The sequence below is a fragment of the Mesobacillus selenatarsenatis SF-1 genome (assembly GCF_000813125.1).
GTDB classification, from domain to species: Bacteria; Bacillota; Bacilli; order Bacillales; family Cytobacillaceae; genus Mesobacillus; species Mesobacillus selenatarsenatis.
This window is the reverse complement of sequence record NZ_BASE01000029.1, coordinates 23,230-39,307: the sequence shown is the minus strand read 5'-3', so window position 1 is coordinate 39,307 and position 16,078 is coordinate 23,230. Positions and strand designations below refer to the sequence as shown.

Below are 16,078 nucleotides of genomic sequence, written 5' to 3'. Positions count from 1 at the left end.
TCACTTTGAGAATTGTTCAGCTCCAGCGCCTAGCCCCTCCAACGCTTGTCGGAGTTGGGCAGTCGCCTTCGCTTTTCGAATTGTCTAGTTTCGCCTCCTAGAAACTCCGAAACTTCAACTCCGCCGGCAGAAGCAAAAAGCGCTTCTTTGTCGGAGTCTCCAGTTTCTGCGTTTCTGGGCAGTCGGCTATACTTTTCGAGTTCGGTCCGCCCGATGAAGTCAAAGAACGACTTCACCGGTCGGCCCTCCAGCGCTTGTCGGGGCTAACCAAGGCGCTTGCGCTTTTCGAATAATCCACCAGCAAGGACAGAAAGGGTTGGCTTATGAATACAGATCAATTTAAAGCTTTGCTCGCTGAAAAGGGGATTGAGCTTTCCCAGAAGCAAATGGAGCAATATGAAACGTATTATAAAATGCTCGTCGAGTGGAATGAAAAAATGAATTTGACTGCGATAACAGAAAAACCTGAGGTGTATTTGAAGCACTTCTATGACTCCGTTTCTGCCGCATTTTATTTTGATTTTAATAAGCCGCTCAATTTGTGCGATGTTGGTGCCGGTGCCGGCTTCCCGAGCATCCCGATTAAAATTGCATTCCCGGAAATCAAGGTTACAATCGTCGATTCCTTGAATAAGCGAATCACTTTTTTGGAGCAGCTTTCAAAAGAACTGGGACTGGAAGGAACAACATTCATTCACGATCGTGCTGAGACATTCGGACAGAACCCAGCCCATCGTGAAAAATATGAAGTTGTAATGGCCAGGGCTGTTGCCAGAATGTCAGTATTAAGTGAGCTTTGCCTTCCGCTAGTGAAGGTTGGCGGGACATTTATCGCCATGAAGGGAAACCAGGCAGGAGAGGAATTGCAGGTTGGTGAAAAAGCGATCAGTGTACTTGGCGGCAAGCTGGAATCCTCCCATGCATTCACATTGCCGGTGGAAGAGAGTGAACGAAATATTTTAATCATCAATAAACTAAAGCCAACACCTAAGAAGTACCCAAGAAAGCCGGGAACTCCGAATAAAACGCCGATTGAATAGAGGCTTCTATCATTTGCTGCACCTTAGGACAATGACCTGAGATGCAAAATTTGATACAATTCAGGAAACCGGCCATGTACGCTGGCGCTTTTTGTCCTATTTTGAAAAATGAATTTAGTTTATAATAGAGTCTATAGGCAGGAACTTGTCATTTTTATAGAGAATATGTAATAGGGAGTTCATAAAGGTGGTGTAGGGTGATGAAGCCTTCTCTTTCGCGCTTTTTTGGCCTTGGGGAAAAGGAAAAAGAACGAAACGAAGTGGAAGAACAGAACCAAGTGGAAGAACAGACGGTTGAGGATATTGACAACATAGAAAATGAAGAAATAAAGAAAATTCCGATTGACCATATTATTCCAAATAGATACCAGCCAAGAACTGTATTTGATGATGAGAAAATTGAAGAATTGGCCCGTACCATTCACATACATGGAGTAATCCAGCCAATCGTTGTCCGTGAATTCGATCAGGATAAATTTGAAATCATTGCAGGTGAACGCCGCTGGCGCGCGATGAAAAAGCTTGAGTGGGAAGAGGTTCCCGCAATCGTTAAAAACTTATCCGATTCTGAAACGGCGTCTGTTGCTTTGATCGAGAACCTCCAGCGTGAGGAACTGTCACCGATTGAAGAAGCAATGGCATATGGAAAGTTGCTGGAAATTCACAATCTTACCCAGGAAGCCCTGGCGCAAAGATTGGGAAAAGGTCAATCAACAGTGGCGAATAAGCTGCGATTGCTCAAGCTTCCACAGGAAGTGCAAGATGCGCTTTTGAATAAGCAAATCACAGAGCGGCATGCCCGTTCGTTAATCCCGTTGAAAAATCCTCAGCTGCAGGTGCAGGTTTTGGCAGAGGTCGTAGAGAAATCCCTCAATGTCAAACAAACGGAAGAACGCGTCGTCAAGCTTCTGAGTCAAAATGAAGAAAAACCAAAGCCAAAACGGAAGGCATTCAGCAAAGATATGAGGATTGCTGTCAATACAATCCGCCAGTCGCTGACAATGGTTTCCGACAGCGGCATCAATCTCGATTCGGAAGAAGAAGAGTTTGAAGAGTTCTATCAATTCACGATTCGCATACCAAAGAAGAAATAATAGATTGCTAGTGGGGGACAAGCTGTCTCCCGCTTTTTTGTTGTTAAAATCCAATCCGGTCATCAGTTAGATAACAATGCTGTGTATGTGAGTTGAACTTAAGAATTACCCATTAAATGAAGCACCTGGAGCGAAATGAAAAGGTATACTTTTTAGTTCAACTTATATAGTTAAACACCTTCATATTACCGTATTATTTCTTTTGAATAAAAATTCTATCAACTGTCTTGATTCATGATAAAATAGAATACATGATTGCTTTTTTAGGATTGTTTTCCTTGATTCAGTGGGGATTCATTAATCTCCATTTAGAATTTTTATGTTTATACTTCGATGAGTGTCTAGCTCCAGCGCCTAGCCCCTCGAGTCGCTTCGGTCCTGCCAATGAAGTCAAAGAACGACTTCACGGTCAGGCCCTCCAGCGCTTGTCGGAGCTGGACAAGGCGCTTGCGCTTTTCTAATTATTTTACGGGTTTGAAAGAAGGTGACAATGTGGGAAAAATCATCGCGATTGCGAATCAAAAAGGTGGAGTCGGCAAGACGACTACATCAGTGAACCTCGGTGCGTGCCTGGCATACATAGGAAAAAAAGTGCTGCTTGTCGATACGGATCCTCAAGGAAACGCAACGAGTGGTGTTGGAATTGAAAAAGCAGATGTAGAGCAATGCATATATGATGTTCTTGTTGACGATGTTGAAGCCAAAAATGTCATTCATCCAACAGCGGTAGAAAATTTATATACAATTCCTGCGACCATCCAGCTTGCTGGAGCGGAAATCGAGCTTGTGCCCACGATTTCAAGGGAGGTCCGCCTGAAGCGGGCTCTCGAGGAAGTGAAGGATCAATTTGATTATATTATCATCGACTGTCCGCCATCTCTTGGTTTATTGACACTGAATGCCTTGACGGCTTCAGATGCTGTCATAATCCCTGTCCAATGTGAGTATTATGCACTTGAAGGGCTAAGTCAGCTCTTGAATACTGTTCGCCTTGTACAGAAGCATTTGAACCAGGATTTGAAGATAGAAGGGGTTCTTCTAACAATGCTTGATGCACGTACGAACCTTGGTCTTCAAGTCATCGAAGAAGTGAAGAAGTACTTTCAGGACAAGGTGTACAAGACAGTCATTCCACGAAATGTTCGGCTGAGTGAAGCTCCAAGCCATGGAGAGCCAATTATCATATATGATCCAAAGTCCCGCGGGGCAGAGGTTTATTTAGATCTTGCAAAGGAAGTGGTTGCAAATGGCTAAAGGCTTAGGTAAAGGATTGAATGCTTTCTTTAACATGGAAGCTGAGAGAGAAGAGAAGGTCCAGGAAATAAGCGTCAAAGAAATAAGGCCAAATCCTTATCAGCCACGAAAAGTATTCCAGCCAGAAGCGATAGAAGAATTGAAGTTATCGATCCAGGAACATGGAATCCTTCAGCCAATAATCGTCAGGAAAACGATAAAAGGCTTTGAAATCGTTGTTGGGGAAAGGCGTTTCCGGGCAGCAAAAGAAGCAAAGTTGGAAACAGTGCCGGCAGTCGTCCGTGAGCTGAATGAGCAGCAAATGATGGAGCTTGCCGTATTGGAAAATCTTCAGCGGGAGGACTTGAATCCGATTGAAGAGGGAATTGCCTATCAAACTTTGATTGAGAAGCTGAAACTTACACAGGAAGAGTTAGCGAAAAGGCTGGGAAAAAGCAGACCGCATCTGGCCAACCATATCCGTTTACTATCGCTGCCTCCTAAAATCCAGCAACTAATTTCAGATGGCAAGATTTCAATGGGGCATGGGCGTGCGCTTCTAGGATTAAGGAAGAAAGACAAGCTGCCGATTCTTGTGGATAAAATCCTTAAAGATGGAATGAATGTCCGCCAGCTTGAACAGCTAATTCAGCAGATAAACGAAGTTGTTCCACGTGAAACAAAAAAAGAGAAAACAACAAAAGATGTTTTCATTCGAGACCGTGAAACTACACTTCGGGAACGTTTCGGAACTACTGTTAACATCAAACAATCCAAAAATAAGGGGAAAATTGAAATAGAGTTTTTCTCGAAGGATGATTTAGAACGGATTCTGGAACTATTAGATCAGCAAAACTCTTAAGCTATCAAATTGATGGCTTCTTTTTTTACATGGCTCTTTTCTCAAACTTTGTTGAATTGACTACAAAATAGGATTGAATGACCTATATACCGACCTACAAAAATTGCCAGTTATCACGTTAAAATCGGCTTTAGGATTTAACAACAATTTTTACGAAAGCAGCCTTTTACATACAAGTTTTCATACAAAATCTGAAGATAGGTGAACAATATGTTTTTACTTGGCACCATTGTTAATGGGCTATTGATTATCATAGGGACCTTGCTGGGAAGGCTTCTGACGAGAATCCCTGAAAATATGAAAGCCACAGTCATGCATGGCATTGGGCTTGCGGTAATGGTGCTGGGACTGCAGATGGGCTTTAAAAGTGCCAATTTCCTGATTGTTATTTTGAGTCTTGTGATTGGTGCAGTCCTTGGTGAAGCATGGAAGCTGGAGGATAAGCTGAATTCTGCTGGGGATTGGCTTGAACGGAAGCTTGGGTCAAAAGGGGAAGGCAGTATTTCACAAGGGTTTGTGACGGCGACGCTGATCTTTGTCATTGGAGCGATGGCCATTATCGGCGCACTCGACAGCGGGATTCGCGGAGACCATGACGTCCTCTATACAAAAGCTATTATTGACGGCTTTACGGCATTAATTCTGACTACGACACTTGGTATTGGCGTTCTTTTTTCGGCGATTCCCGTCATGCTGTACCAGGGAATAATCGCTTTGTTTGCGACACAAATAGATAAGTTTATACCGCAGGCATTGATGGACAGTTTTATCCTTGAGCTGACTGCAACCGGCGGTGTCATGATTTTTGCCATCGGCTTGAACCTGATTGGATTGACAAAGATCAGGGTTGCGAACTTGCTGCCAGGTATTCTTGTAACCGGTGTTCTTGTCACGATCTCACATTATATGATTGGGATTTAAATGAAAAATGCCTGGATAGCCTCCAGGCATTTTTAAAATTATTCAGCAACTGTTGGCTGCTCGGTTTCAAGGTCCCAATTGATCTTAGGCCAATCCTGTTTCTTCGGTAGTTGCTGACTGCTCTCGAAAATACCGTTTGCAATCGTTTTTGCCATTTTTAAAACGAGGTTCAATCTTGTATTTTGCAATACAAAAAATTCCATGAACCCGCTGACATTGACGATGCCGGTAATGTGCATGTTTCCGACTTCAGGCAGCTCCTTATTCACTCCCGCACCTGGTTTGACTGGTCCATCGCCTACTTGAATGGAGCCTACGCTTTTTAAGCGGCCAAGGCAAGCGTCTATGCCGATAATAAAAGGATTAAAGTGTTTTTGTTTGATTTCGGCCAGTTTTGCATCCATATTTACAGCATGGATCGGATCATCGAGTGTTCCATATACATGGTATGGCGCGATTTCTTTTTCCTGCAGCAGCGTTCCGATTAGCGGACCCAATGAATCACCGGTAGAGCGGTCGGTTCCAATACAGACAAAAACAATTGGGCGTGTGCTGAAATTAGGCAAATGGTCCAGGATTTCAGAAGCCAGCTTTTCGGCAGCCAGATCATCTTCATGGTTAATTTTTGCCACATTGTTTTTCCGCTCGAAAAAATGGTTTTTGAGATTCATTGGATCAACTCCTTAAAAATTCGTACTATCAGTATACGGACTTTTTTTGTAATCTATACATACCTGTAAACAGAAAGATTTAAACAGGGTCTTTTGGAGTGGTGAATCATTTATAGAGGAATAATGACTTATTTTTAAAAAAAGCTTTATAATGGTTTGGACTCTATCGGAAAATAATAATATTATATTAGGATAATATTATATTAGAATGACAACATGCTTTTGAATGTATGTATTTCGTTATGGCATCACCTTACAGAAACAGCCTTCTTTAACTACATTATAAAACTTGATAAAATGATTGTGTTTGTATGAAACTTACTAGTTTGTTACATAACGTTTAATAATGTGTTAAACAAGGGTTTTTTTAATCAACAGTTAGCTTACAGAGCCACTATTGTGCAAATTTTGCAGGCGGGTGAGAATATGAGTAAAACAGAAGAAAGTCTAACCAAGACACAAGCATTTTTAAATAAAATGAGTCAAAAGCTGATGGATGAGAACCTCTGGTTTGCGATTGGGGAAAGTGTTTTGAAAATCATTGCGATCCTGATTATCACAGGCTTGTTCATTCGAGTTGGAAAGATTGCGATCCGCAATTTCTTCAAGGTCAGGACGAGAGGGCCGCTAAGGATTACGGAGCGGCGTGAAGCAACATTGATGAAATTGCTTGAAAATGTGCTAACGTACGTTGTCTATTTTATTGCAATCATGTCCATTCTTGCGGCAATGGCAATCGATGTCAAAGCAATGCTTGCCGGCGCTGGGATTGTCGGTTTGGCAGTCGGATTTGGTGCACAAAGTCTTGTGAAGGACATCATTACCGGTTTCTTCATTATTTTTGAAGATCAGTTTTCTGTAGGCGATTATGTACGAATTGGACAATTTGAGGGAACTGTGGAGGAAATCGGGCTGCGGACGACGAAAATTAAAAGCTTTACGGGAGAAATCAATATTCTCCCTAACGGCAGCATTGTAGAAGTAACCAATTTCTCTCTTTACAACAGTGTGGCGGTCCTTGATATTGGGATTGCTTATGAAGGGGATATTGAATACGCGGAAAAAGTACTGCAGGAGTACATGGAAACAACAACTGAAAAGTACCCAGAACTGGTTAAGACACCCGAACTTTTAGGTGTTCAGCAATTTGGCGCTTCAGAGGTCGTGTTGCGAATCGTTGCTGAAACCTTGCCAATGAAACACTGGTATATGGGCAGGCAACTTCGCAAGGACATCAAGCTTCTCCTCGATCAGCACGGAATTGAAATTCCATTCCCAAGAATGGTAATGTACTCTCGCCAGGAAGGCGGAGAGCAGAAAGAATTCGGTAAATAAACAAGGAGGTTTTAAAATTGGACCACGAGTTTCAACTAAATGATGTTGTTGAAATGAAAAAACCACATCCTTGCGGCACCAACAAGTGGAAAATCATCCGTCTTGGCATGGATATCCGAATCAAGTGTGAAGGCTGCGAGCACAGTGTCTTGATTCCAAGAAAAGAATTCACAAGAAAAGTAAAGAAAGTTTTATCGAAGCAGGGAGAATAATCCTGCTTCTTTTTTGTTCATTATTGTATTATCCTTATTATTAAAATTACTGAACGATATAGAGAATTAGTGGGGGGAGATGAGGAAGTGGCAACAGTACATCATTCAGCATGTCCGCTGAATTGCTGGGACAGCTGCGGATTCCTTGTTACCGTTGAGGATGGGAAGGTAACGAAGGTCGAAGGCAATCCGGAGCACCCGATCACACAGGGGAAAATTTGCGGCCGCGGCAGGATGCTTGAGCACAAGGCGAACTCAGAAGATCGCTTGCTTTATCCGCTAAAAAAAGTCGAGGGCAATTTCGAGCAGATTTCCTGGGAGCAGGCACTCGATGAGATTGCAGAAAAACTGACTCATTATAAAAAAAGCTTTGGAACCACTTCCGTTTTGCATAGCCATGATTACGCAAACAGTGGATTGCTCTCCAATCTTGACAGCCGCTTTTTCAACCTATATGGCGGTGTGACTGAATTGACCGGTTCAATTTGCTGGGGAGCCGGGATAGAAGCGCAGAATTGGGATTTTGGCGATGCCTACAGCCATGCACCTGGGGATTTGGCGAACAGTAAGCATGTCATCATTTGGGGCAGAAATGTTGCACGGACGAATATGCATCTTTTCCAAAACCTTCAGGCTGTAAAAAAGAAAGGCACAAAGGTTTATGTGATCGATCCAATTTATAATGCAACAGCCAAGCTGGCGAACGAATATATATCCATCAAGCCAGGCTTTGACGGACTCTTGGCAGCAGGCATAATGAAGGAACTGCTAAGGATGAACTTGCATGATGAGGATTTTTTAGCAAATCATTCAGTTGGCTTCCAGGAATTAAGGTCCTTGGTGGATAGTGTTACTTTGGACTACGTCAGTGAAGTGACTGAAGTTCCGATTGAGATCATCACTCATCTTGCAGAAGTATATGCTGACCGACCGGTATCAACGATCATGGGGCTTGGAATGCAGCGTTATGAAAATGGAGGCAATACGATCAGGCTGCTGGACGCTCTGGTTGCTGTCAGCGGCAATATCGGTATTCCTGGCGGCGGAGCCAACTATGCGAACAAGCAGGTAGGGCAGAGTTTTGACTATCAGAACATGGTCATGGCTGAGCGGAAAAGTTCTTCACGCACTTTTACAATGATGAGGCAGGCAGAGGGGATCCTGTCAGCTATTGATCCTCAGATAAAAATGGGAATCGTCACGTGCGGGAATCCGCTGACTCAAGTTCCGGATACGAACAGAGTACGAGAGGCTTTTGAATCGCTAGAAACCCTCGTGGTGATTGACCAGTTCATGACGGATACAGCTGAACTGGCTGATTATGTTTTGCCAGCTGCCACGGCCTTTGAGGTAGAAGATGTTTACTATTCATCGATGTACCACCATTATGTGAATCACGGTCCGAAGCTGGTTGAACCACCGGGAGAAGCAAAGCCGGACGCCTGGATTTGGACGGAACTCGCAAAAAGATTAGGCTTTGGCGAGAAATTCGATTTTACAAGAGAAGAATTCTTGGAAATGGGGCTCGTTTCATTGTTGAAGAAGGGCATCTCACTCGAAAAAATTCGTGATGATAAATTTGCCGAACTGCCAGTGGATGAGGTTCCATGGTCTAATCGAAAATTCAAAACGCCAAGCGGCAAATATGAATTCACATCATCTGCAGTCACTGACGGCCAGATCAAGCTGTCACTGCCTACAGAGACAAAATGGACCAATCCCGAACTGGCGGAAAAATATCCATATACATTGCTGACGATCCATCCACTGCGTTCCAACCACTCGCAGCACTTCCACCTGTTCCAGCCAGAGCCGTATGTAAAAGTAGAAATCGCCAGCAGCGTGGCTGATGAAAAGGGGCTGAAGGAGCAGGACCATGTCCGTGTGTGGAATGACAGAGGCGAAATTCATGGAACAGTTTCGATCCTCAAGGCTGCCCATCCAGGAACTGTTAATATTGATGAGGGATTGAGCGCCCGATTCGGCGGCTCAGTCAACCAGCTGACCTCAAGCAAGGAATCAGACAACGGACTCGGAAGCACCCTTTACGATTGCCTTGTAAATATCGAAAAAATTGAAAAAGCATGATGATTGTTTTGCCGCACTTTCATTGGGAGAGTGCGGCTTTTTATGAAATTAAGAGAAGATTGGTGCCCGAAAAGCAGTGAAATCTGGACATCAATAATGTGAATGATTGCCATCCAAATCCCATCTCCATAAGGGTACCGTTCAAGCGGAAAGATATCCTTATGCAAGCAATCCCACCTCTATAAGGGTATCATTCAAGCGGAAAAATACCTTATGGCTGAATAAGGCGTTTGCGCTTTTCTTACAAGCTTGTCTTTTCCTTTCGTAATCTCTATAATTGTGAGAGGAAAAAATCGTTTAGGTGATTCTTGCTTGAATAGATACATTTTTAAATAGAGGAGTGACATGGATGGCCTTAACAGCAGGTATTGTTGGACTTCCTAACGTTGGGAAATCTACATTGTTTAATGCGATCACACAGGCTGGTGCTGAATCAGCTAACTATCCGTTCTGTACGATTGACCCGAATGTCGGAATCGTTGAGGTTCCTGATCATCGTTTAACTAAATTGACTGAGCTAGTACAGCCGAAAAAGACTGTACCAACAGCTTTCGAATTCACTGACATCGCCGGAATCGTAAAAGGGGCGAGCAAAGGTGAAGGACTCGGAAACAAATTCCTTTCCCATATTCGCCAGGTAGATGCGATCTGCCAGGTAGTCCGCTGTTTTGCAGATGACAATATCACTCACGTTGCCGGTAAAGTAGATCCAATTTCTGATATCGAGGTTATTAACCTGGAATTGATTCTTGCTGACATGGAGTCAGTTGAAAAAAGAATTAGCCGTGTTGAGAAGTTGGCTAAGCAAAAAGATAAGGAAGCTTCTATTGAGTTTCCAATCCTGGCTCGCCTGCGCGATGCATTTGAAGCTGAACAACCAGCGCGCGCGGTCGAATTTACGGAAGATGAATTGAAAATTGTTAAACAACTTCATTTGCTTACAATCAAGCCGATGCTTTATGTTGCTAACGTAGGTGAAGAGGATGTCGCAGATCCAAGCGGAAATGAATATGTACAGAAAGTCCGCGAGTTTGCACAAAAGGATAATGCAGAAGTAATCGTCATCAGTGCCAAAATCGAAGAAGAAATCGCTGAGCTTGAAGGCGAAGAAAAGCAAATGTTCTTAGAGGAACTAGGCATTGAAGAATCAGGTTTGGACCAGTTGATCCGTGCGGCTTACAGTCTGCTTGGTCTGGCAACATATTTCACAGCTGGCGTCCAGGAAGTCCGTGCATGGACATTCCGCCATGGCATGAAAGCACCTCAGTGTGCAGGTGTCATTCACTCTGATTTCGAGCGTGGATTCATCCGTGCAGAAACAGTACATTACGATGACCTACTTGCAGCTGGATCTATGGCAGCAGCAAAGGAAGCTGGAAAAGTTCGCCTTGAAGGAAAAGAATATGAAGTAAAAGACGGAGACATCATTCACTTCCGTTTCAATGTCTAATGAGCTGAACCCTGCGTAATTCGCAGGGTTTTATTTTTTTTTAAAAGTTTGAATTTACCAAAGTTAAAATGGACAAAAATACGAACGTATGTTAGTGTTTCATTAAAGGAATTTATAGCACAGAATGTGAAAAGTAGAATTGCTATACATAGCGTTGCCTTTGAATATATTCTGTGATATAATTTCATCTTGTGAGTAATTAACAATTACTCCTTGCCCTGTAATGGGGCCGTTTAGACCAAAAGGAGGTGACAGTGATGAGAAAGTACGAAATTATGTACATCATCCGCCCAAACATTGAAGAGGAAGCTAAAAAGGCTCTTACCGAGCGTTTCAGCACAATCCTTACAGAAAACGGTGCGGAAGTTGCAGAAGCTAAGGAATGGGGCAAACGCCGCCTAGCTTATGAAATCAATGATTTCCGTGATGGCTACTACCAGCTTGTTAAGGTAAACGCTACTCCGGCAGCAGTTGAGGAATTCTCTCGTCTTGCTAAGATCAACGAAGATATCATTCGCCACATCGTAATTAGAGAAGAAGAATAGTTAATGATATAAATATAAACTTTCAGCGGAAAATGTTTCACATGGAACATTCATGCTGGGGGGAAGGAGTTGATTCTGATGATGAATCGTGTCATTCTTGTTGGCCGTTTGACCAAGGATCCTGAATTACGTTTCACACCGAATGGAGTTGCGGTGGCTACTTTCACACTTGCGGTAAATCGTTCATTTACCAACCAGCAGGGGGAAAGAGAAGCTGACTTCATCAACTGTGTGGTATGGCGCCGTCCAGCTGAAAACGTTGCTAACTTCTTGAAGAAGGGCAGCCTTGCAGGTGTTGATGGACGCGTTCAAACTCGCAGCTACGATGGACAAGATGGTAAGCGTGTATACGTTACAGAAGTTCTTGCTGAGAGTGTTCAGTTCCTTGAGCCAAAAGGTCAAGGTCAAACTTCTGACAGAGGGGATAACAACTATTCCCGCCAAAATGATCAAGGTTCCCCATTCGGGAATCAGAATCAGAATCAACGCCAGAACCAAGGTTATACAAAAGTAGATGAAGATCCATTTGCAGGTGGCGGCCAGATCGACATTTCAGATGATGATCTTCCATTCTAATATAACTCGGACATGAAATAGAATACACAAGGAGGGAAATGACCATGGCAATGGGTGGACGCAGAGGCGGACGTGCAAAACGCCGTAAGGTTTGCTACTTCACAGCAAACGGAATTACTAAGATTGATTACAAAGACACAGATCTTTTGAAAAAATTCATCTCTGAGCGCGGTAAGATTTTACCACGCCGTGTAACTGGAACAAGCGCTAAGTATCAGCGTAAATTGACAGTTGCGATCAAGCGTAGTCGTCAAATGGCATTACTGCCATACGTTTCAGGCGAATAATGATCGGATATTAAAAGGCAGCGGGGCATCCCGCTGCCTTTTATATTAGCTATATATGATACTTCGTTTGCTTGTCAGCGTTTTAGAAGCTAAAATAGTTCTTATCGGTTATTTTAAAAATGGTTGCTACTTTGGTTCATTTATAATATCTTGCATGAACCTTAAGGCCGACCAAGGAGCTTATGCCAAGGCGCATACGCATTTCGGTGTCTAGCTTCAGCGCCTAGCCCCTCGAGACGTTTCGGACCGCACAATGAAGTCAAAGAACGACTTCACCGGTCGGTCCTCCAACGCTTGTCGGGGCTGACCAAGGCGCATACGCATTTCTGTGAGGTGGATTATGAAGAATACATACAAGCTGACGGAAGGAGCCATTCTGTTAGCAATTTTTGCGGTTTTATTGTTAATCACTTTTTATATACCTGGCCTGGGGTTAGTTGTGAACCTCTTTCTTTCTTTGCCATTCTTGTTTTTCGGTGCTAAGTATGACGGCAAAAGTACGGCTGTGTTTACGATTGCAGCTGTATTATTATCGATGATTCTAGGGTCACTTCTGGCAATCCCGCTTGCATTGGCATATGGGATGACTGGTGCTGTGATGGGATACATGGTCAGGAAAGGGAAAAGTAGGTTTACAGCATACATAGCAGGTTCCCTCGTGTTTCTTTTGAATTTAGTGGCACAATATGCATTGTCGGTCATCTTATTTAAAATTAATATTATTGAAGAACTGATGGAGGCTTTTCGTGTTTCTACCGACCAGGCGATCAAAATGCTGGAACAAATGGGGCAGACCCCTGATGAGAAACTCATCAAGCAATTTGAAACAATGATCGATATGATGGAAGTGCTTATGCCAAGCATGTTCGTCATGGCTTCATTTTTGATTGTTTTCCTGCTTCAGCTTGTCTCGTTCCCATTCTTGAAGCGTTTTGGGATCAAGGTGCCATCCTGGCCTCCATTCAGGGAATTGAATCTACCAAAAAGTATCTTATGGTACTATCTCATCGCGATGATAGCAGCATTAATCATGCAGCCGGAAAAAGGGACTTACTGGTACTGGGCGATTTCCAATCTTACATTCATACTGCAGATGCTGATGGTTCTCCAAGGTTTATCATTAGTTTTTTATGTAACACATATAAAACGGTATCCTAAAGCTGTTCCAATCATCGTCATTATCCTGACCTTCCTCCTGCCATTTGTTCTTTATATTGTCAGGATATTAGGTATAATTGATTTAGGGTTTGACTTAAGAAAACGTCTTGGGGAGAAGAAGTAATCAGAAACTAACGCTTTAGGAGCTGAGCACATGCCTTCTTATTTAGAGAGGCGGCAAATACGTTATCCATTGTATGGATTGATGGCCGTAACACTGGTGCTAATTGGATTTCTGTCTTACTATAACTGGATTATAGGAGCGGCAGGGTTCATTCTCACTGGCCTGTTGATATATCTCATTTTTCAAGTGAACCATATAATTAGGCAGGAGACAGAAGAATACATTTCCACGCTGTCTTATCGGGTGAAAAAAGTCGGCGAGGAAGCATTGATGGAAATGCCCATTGGGATCATGCTTATCAATGACGACTATTATATTGAGTGGACGAATCCTTTCATTGCTGCTAGTTTCAATGAAGACTCGCTTGTGGGCAAATCCTTGTATGATGTAGCCGATGCGGTCATTCCATTGATCAAGCAAGAAGTGGAAACAGAGATCATTACCCTTCATGAACGGAAATTCAGGGTCATCCATAAACCTGAGGAGCGGCTGCTCTACTTTTTCGATGTGACCGAACAGGCTGAAATCGAAAAAATGTACAAAGATGAGCGCACGGTTATTTCGATCATTTATCTTGATAACTATGAGGAACTGACCCAGGGAATGGATGACCAGACGAAAAGCAGCTTGAATAGTCTTGTGACTTCCATCTTGAATAAATGGGCTACGAATAATGGAGTATTCCTCAAGAGGGTTTCTTCAGAACGATTCATCGCTGTTTTCAGTGAACATATTCTCCAGCTGCTCGAAAAAGGTAAATTCACGATTCTTGATGAAGTAAGGGAAACAACATCGAAGCAGAATGTCCCATTAACTTTGAGCATTGGTGTCGGTACAGGTTATTCCTCACTCCCTGAGCTAGGAAGTCAGGCGCAATCCAGTCTGGACTTAGCTTTGGGACGCGGCGGTGATCAGGTAGCGATCAAACAGCCTAACGGCAAGGTTAAGTTTTATGGCGGCAAGACGAATCCTGTTGAAAAACGCACACGGGTAAGGGCGCGAGTCATTTCTCATGCATTGAAGGAATTGGTTGTCGAAAGTGACAAGGTCTTGATCATGGGACACAAGAATCCGGATATGGACGCAATTGGGTCGTCAATCGGTATCCTTAAAGTGGCACAAATGAACAAGCGTGAAGGCTTTATTGTGTATAATAAAAATGAGATTGATACAGGTGTACAGCGCTTGATGGATGAGATAAAGGAAAACGAATCTCTTTATTCAAGATTCATTACACCAGAACAGGCTTATGAAATTGCTTCGGATGACACATTGCTTGTTGTTGTCGATACTCATAAACCTTCACTTGTCATCGATGAGAGACTATTGAACCGGATTGAGAACGTCATCGTGATTGACCACCATCGCAGAGGCGAGGAATTCATCAAGAATCCACTGCTCGTCTATATGGAGCCTTATGCTTCATCGACGGCTGAGCTTGTAACGGAGTTGCTCGAATACCAGCCGAAAAATGGAAAAATCCAAATGCTGGAGGCTACTGCTTTATTGGCAGGAATCATCGTCGACACAAAAAGCTTCACCTTAAGGACAGGAGCCCGTACTTTCGACGCAGCATCATACCTTCGAAGCCATGGTGCCGATACCGTTCTTGTCCAGAAGTTTTTAAAAGAAGATATTAATACTTATATCAAAAGAGCAAAAATCATAGAGAATGTTTATTTTTACCGTGATGGCATTGTCATTTCAAAGGGTGAAAACGATGTATACTGTGACCAGGTGCTGATTGCACAGGCAGCTGATACACTCCTGACGATGGACGGCGTGTCAGCATCATTCGTGATCTCCAAAAGATCAGAAGACACGGTTGGAATCAGCGCAAGATCGCTTGGGGAAATCAATGTCCAGGTGGTCATGGAAAATCTTGAAGGTGGCGGGCATTTAACCAATGCTGCGACGCAAATGTATGATATCTCTACTGATGAGGCAGAAACACTTTTACAAAATGCGATAGAGGATTATTTAGAAGGGGGACAAAAAGAATGAAAGTAATCTTTTTGAAGGACGTTAAAGGAAAAGGCAAAAAAGGCGAAATCAAAAATGTGGCAGATGGCTACGCACACAACTTCCTGATTAAACAGGGCCTTGCGGTCGAAGCAAATCAATCCGCTATGAGTTCCCTGAACGCACAGCAGAAGAAAGAAGAGAAAGTGGCTCAGCAGGAGCTTGAAGATGCGAAAACTTTGAAGGAAAAGCTGGAAAAAGTTACAGTCGAATTATCCGCTAAATCTGGAGAAGATGGACGTCTGTTCGGCTCAATCACAAGCAAGCAGATTGCTGATGAACTGCAAAAAGCTAGTGGCATCAAGCTGGATAAGCGAAAAATCGAGCTTCAGGATGCAATTCGCACACTTGGATACACAAAGGTTCCTGTAAAGCTTCATAAGGATGTTCTGGCAACTTTGAATGTCCATGTGAAAGAAGGAAAATAATTTACAGTTCCATATAGCCGCAAACATGATAA

General features: G+C 43.1%; 17 protein-coding genes. 15 read left to right on the top strand and 2 right to left on the bottom strand.

The window, feature by feature from the left end; translation table 11 throughout:
* Positions 1 to 29: 29 nt before the first annotated feature.
* Complete coding sequence (locus tag TY49_RS06800) at positions 30 to 236, bottom strand: hypothetical protein (RefSeq protein WP_041965155.1); 207 nt, start codon at positions 234 to 236, stop codon at positions 30 to 32.
* A gap of 87 nt (positions 237 to 323) precedes the next feature.
* Between TY49_RS06800 and rsmG the strand changes: the two genes are divergently transcribed.
* From rsmG to TY49_RS06775, 5 genes are all read left to right on the top strand, one after another.
* Positions 324 to 1,040 (top strand): 16S rRNA (guanine(527)-N(7))-methyltransferase RsmG, encoded by a 717-nt coding sequence (gene rsmG / locus TY49_RS06795; protein WP_041965154.1) that lies wholly within the window; start codon positions 324 to 326, stop codon positions 1,038 to 1,040.
* 200 nt (positions 1,041 to 1,240) lie between these two features.
* Positions 1,241 to 2,134, top strand: a complete 894-nt coding sequence (gene noc, locus TY49_RS06790) for a nucleoid occlusion protein (RefSeq protein WP_041965153.1) — start codon at positions 1,241 to 1,243, stop codon at positions 2,132 to 2,134.
* A 492-nt stretch (positions 2,135 to 2,626) separates the two neighbouring features.
* On the top strand, positions 2,627 to 3,388 hold the full coding sequence (locus TY49_RS06785; protein WP_041965152.1) for a ParA family protein: 762 nt from the start codon (positions 2,627 to 2,629) through the stop codon (positions 3,386 to 3,388).
* Complete coding sequence (locus TY49_RS06780; RefSeq protein ID WP_041965151.1) at positions 3,381 to 4,229, top strand: ParB/RepB/Spo0J family partition protein; 849 nt, start codon at positions 3,381 to 3,383, stop codon at positions 4,227 to 4,229. The genes TY49_RS06785 and TY49_RS06780 overlap by 8 nt, the downstream gene beginning before the upstream one ends.
* 210 nt (positions 4,230 to 4,439) lie before the next feature.
* Entirely contained in the window at positions 4,440 to 5,150 is a 711-nt protein-coding gene (locus TY49_RS06775) for a DUF554 domain-containing protein (protein WP_041965150.1), read from the top strand.
* A 38-nt stretch (positions 5,151 to 5,188) separates the two neighbouring features.
* Here the strand turns inward: TY49_RS06775 and yyaC are convergent, their stop codons facing one another.
* Positions 5,189 to 5,821: a spore protease YyaC gene (gene yyaC / locus TY49_RS06770; protein ID WP_041965149.1), complete on the bottom strand. Its 633-nt coding sequence runs from the start codon at positions 5,819 to 5,821 to the stop codon at positions 5,189 to 5,191.
* A gap of 426 nt (positions 5,822 to 6,247) precedes the next feature.
* Between yyaC and TY49_RS06765 the strand changes: the two genes are divergently transcribed.
* The 10 genes from TY49_RS06765 (at position 6,248) to rplI (ending at position 16,046) form a co-directional block, all read left to right on the top strand.
* On the top strand, positions 6,248 to 7,156 hold the full coding sequence (locus tag TY49_RS06765) for a mechanosensitive ion channel family protein (protein ID WP_041965148.1): 909 nt from the start codon (positions 6,248 to 6,250) through the stop codon (positions 7,154 to 7,156).
* Positions 7,157 to 7,173: 17 nt separating this feature from the next.
* Positions 7,174 to 7,368, top strand: coding sequence for a DUF951 domain-containing protein (locus TY49_RS06760; RefSeq protein ID WP_023613382.1), 195 nt, complete (start codon positions 7,174 to 7,176; stop codon positions 7,366 to 7,368).
* A gap of 87 nt (positions 7,369 to 7,455) precedes the next feature.
* Positions 7,456 to 9,456 carry a molybdopterin-dependent oxidoreductase gene (locus TY49_RS06755; protein WP_041965147.1) on the top strand — a complete coding sequence of 667 codons (2,001 nt, stop codon included), beginning with the start codon at positions 7,456 to 7,458 and terminating at the stop codon, positions 9,454 to 9,456.
* Between the two features lie 349 nt (positions 9,457 to 9,805).
* Entirely contained in the window at positions 9,806 to 10,906 is a 1,101-nt protein-coding gene (ychF, locus tag TY49_RS06745; RefSeq protein WP_041965145.1) for a redox-regulated ATPase YchF, read from the top strand.
* A gap of 257 nt (positions 10,907 to 11,163) precedes the next feature.
* The gene (gene rpsF / locus TY49_RS06740) at positions 11,164 to 11,451 is read left to right on the top strand and encodes a 30S ribosomal protein S6 (RefSeq protein ID WP_041965144.1); all 288 of its coding nucleotides are present in this window, start codon (positions 11,164 to 11,166) and stop codon (positions 11,449 to 11,451) included.
* Between the two features lie 78 nt (positions 11,452 to 11,529).
* Entirely contained in the window at positions 11,530 to 12,027 is a 498-nt protein-coding gene (ssb, locus tag TY49_RS06735) for a single-stranded DNA-binding protein (protein WP_041965143.1), read from the top strand.
* 50 nt (positions 12,028 to 12,077) lie between these two features.
* A complete protein-coding gene (rpsR, locus tag TY49_RS06730; protein ID WP_031307629.1) occupies positions 12,078 to 12,314 on the top strand; it encodes a 30S ribosomal protein S18 in 237 nt (78 codons plus the stop codon).
* Between the two features lie 340 nt (positions 12,315 to 12,654).
* Entirely contained in the window at positions 12,655 to 13,596 is a 942-nt protein-coding gene (locus TY49_RS06725) for a YybS family protein (protein WP_041965142.1), read from the top strand.
* 30 nt (positions 13,597 to 13,626) lie between these two features.
* Positions 13,627 to 15,600 carry a DHH family phosphoesterase gene (locus TY49_RS06720; protein WP_041965141.1) on the top strand — a complete coding sequence of 658 codons (1,974 nt, stop codon included), beginning with the start codon at positions 13,627 to 13,629 and terminating at the stop codon, positions 15,598 to 15,600.
* Positions 15,597 to 16,046 carry a 50S ribosomal protein L9 gene (gene rplI / locus TY49_RS06715; RefSeq protein ID WP_041965140.1) on the top strand — a complete coding sequence of 150 codons (450 nt, stop codon included), beginning with the start codon at positions 15,597 to 15,599 and terminating at the stop codon, positions 16,044 to 16,046. Before TY49_RS06720 ends, rplI begins: the two co-directional genes overlap by 4 nt.
* Positions 16,047 to 16,078: the final 32 nt, after the last annotated feature.

Coding starts and splice junctions, on each gene's coding strand:
- TY49_RS06765 (WP_041965148.1), top strand. CDS start 6,248: ATGAGTAAAACAGAAGAAAGTCTAACCAAGACACAAGCATTTTTAAAT.
- noc (WP_041965153.1), top strand. CDS start 1,241: ATGAAGCCTTCTCTTTCGCGCTTTTTTGGCCTTGGGGAAAAGGAAAAA.
- yyaC (WP_041965149.1), bottom strand. CDS start 5,821: ATGAATCTCAAAAACCATTTTTTCGAGCGGAAAAACAATGTGGCAAAA.
- rpsR (WP_031307629.1), top strand. CDS start 12,078: ATGGGTGGACGCAGAGGCGGACGTGCAAAACGCCGTAAGGTTTGCTAC.
- rpsF (WP_041965144.1), top strand. CDS start 11,164: ATGAGAAAGTACGAAATTATGTACATCATCCGCCCAAACATTGAAGAG.
- TY49_RS06725 (WP_041965142.1), top strand. CDS start 12,655: ATGAAGAATACATACAAGCTGACGGAAGGAGCCATTCTGTTAGCAATT.
- rplI (WP_041965140.1), top strand. CDS start 15,597: ATGAAAGTAATCTTTTTGAAGGACGTTAAAGGAAAAGGCAAAAAAGGC.
- ssb (WP_041965143.1), top strand. CDS start 11,530: ATGATGAATCGTGTCATTCTTGTTGGCCGTTTGACCAAGGATCCTGAA.
- TY49_RS06720 (WP_041965141.1), top strand. CDS start 13,627: ATGCCTTCTTATTTAGAGAGGCGGCAAATACGTTATCCATTGTATGGA.
- rsmG (WP_041965154.1), top strand. CDS start 324: ATGAATACAGATCAATTTAAAGCTTTGCTCGCTGAAAAGGGGATTGAG.
- TY49_RS06780 (WP_041965151.1), top strand. CDS start 3,381: ATGGCTAAAGGCTTAGGTAAAGGATTGAATGCTTTCTTTAACATGGAA.
- TY49_RS06775 (WP_041965150.1), top strand. CDS start 4,440: ATGTTTTTACTTGGCACCATTGTTAATGGGCTATTGATTATCATAGGG.
- ychF (WP_041965145.1), top strand. CDS start 9,806: ATGGCCTTAACAGCAGGTATTGTTGGACTTCCTAACGTTGGGAAATCT.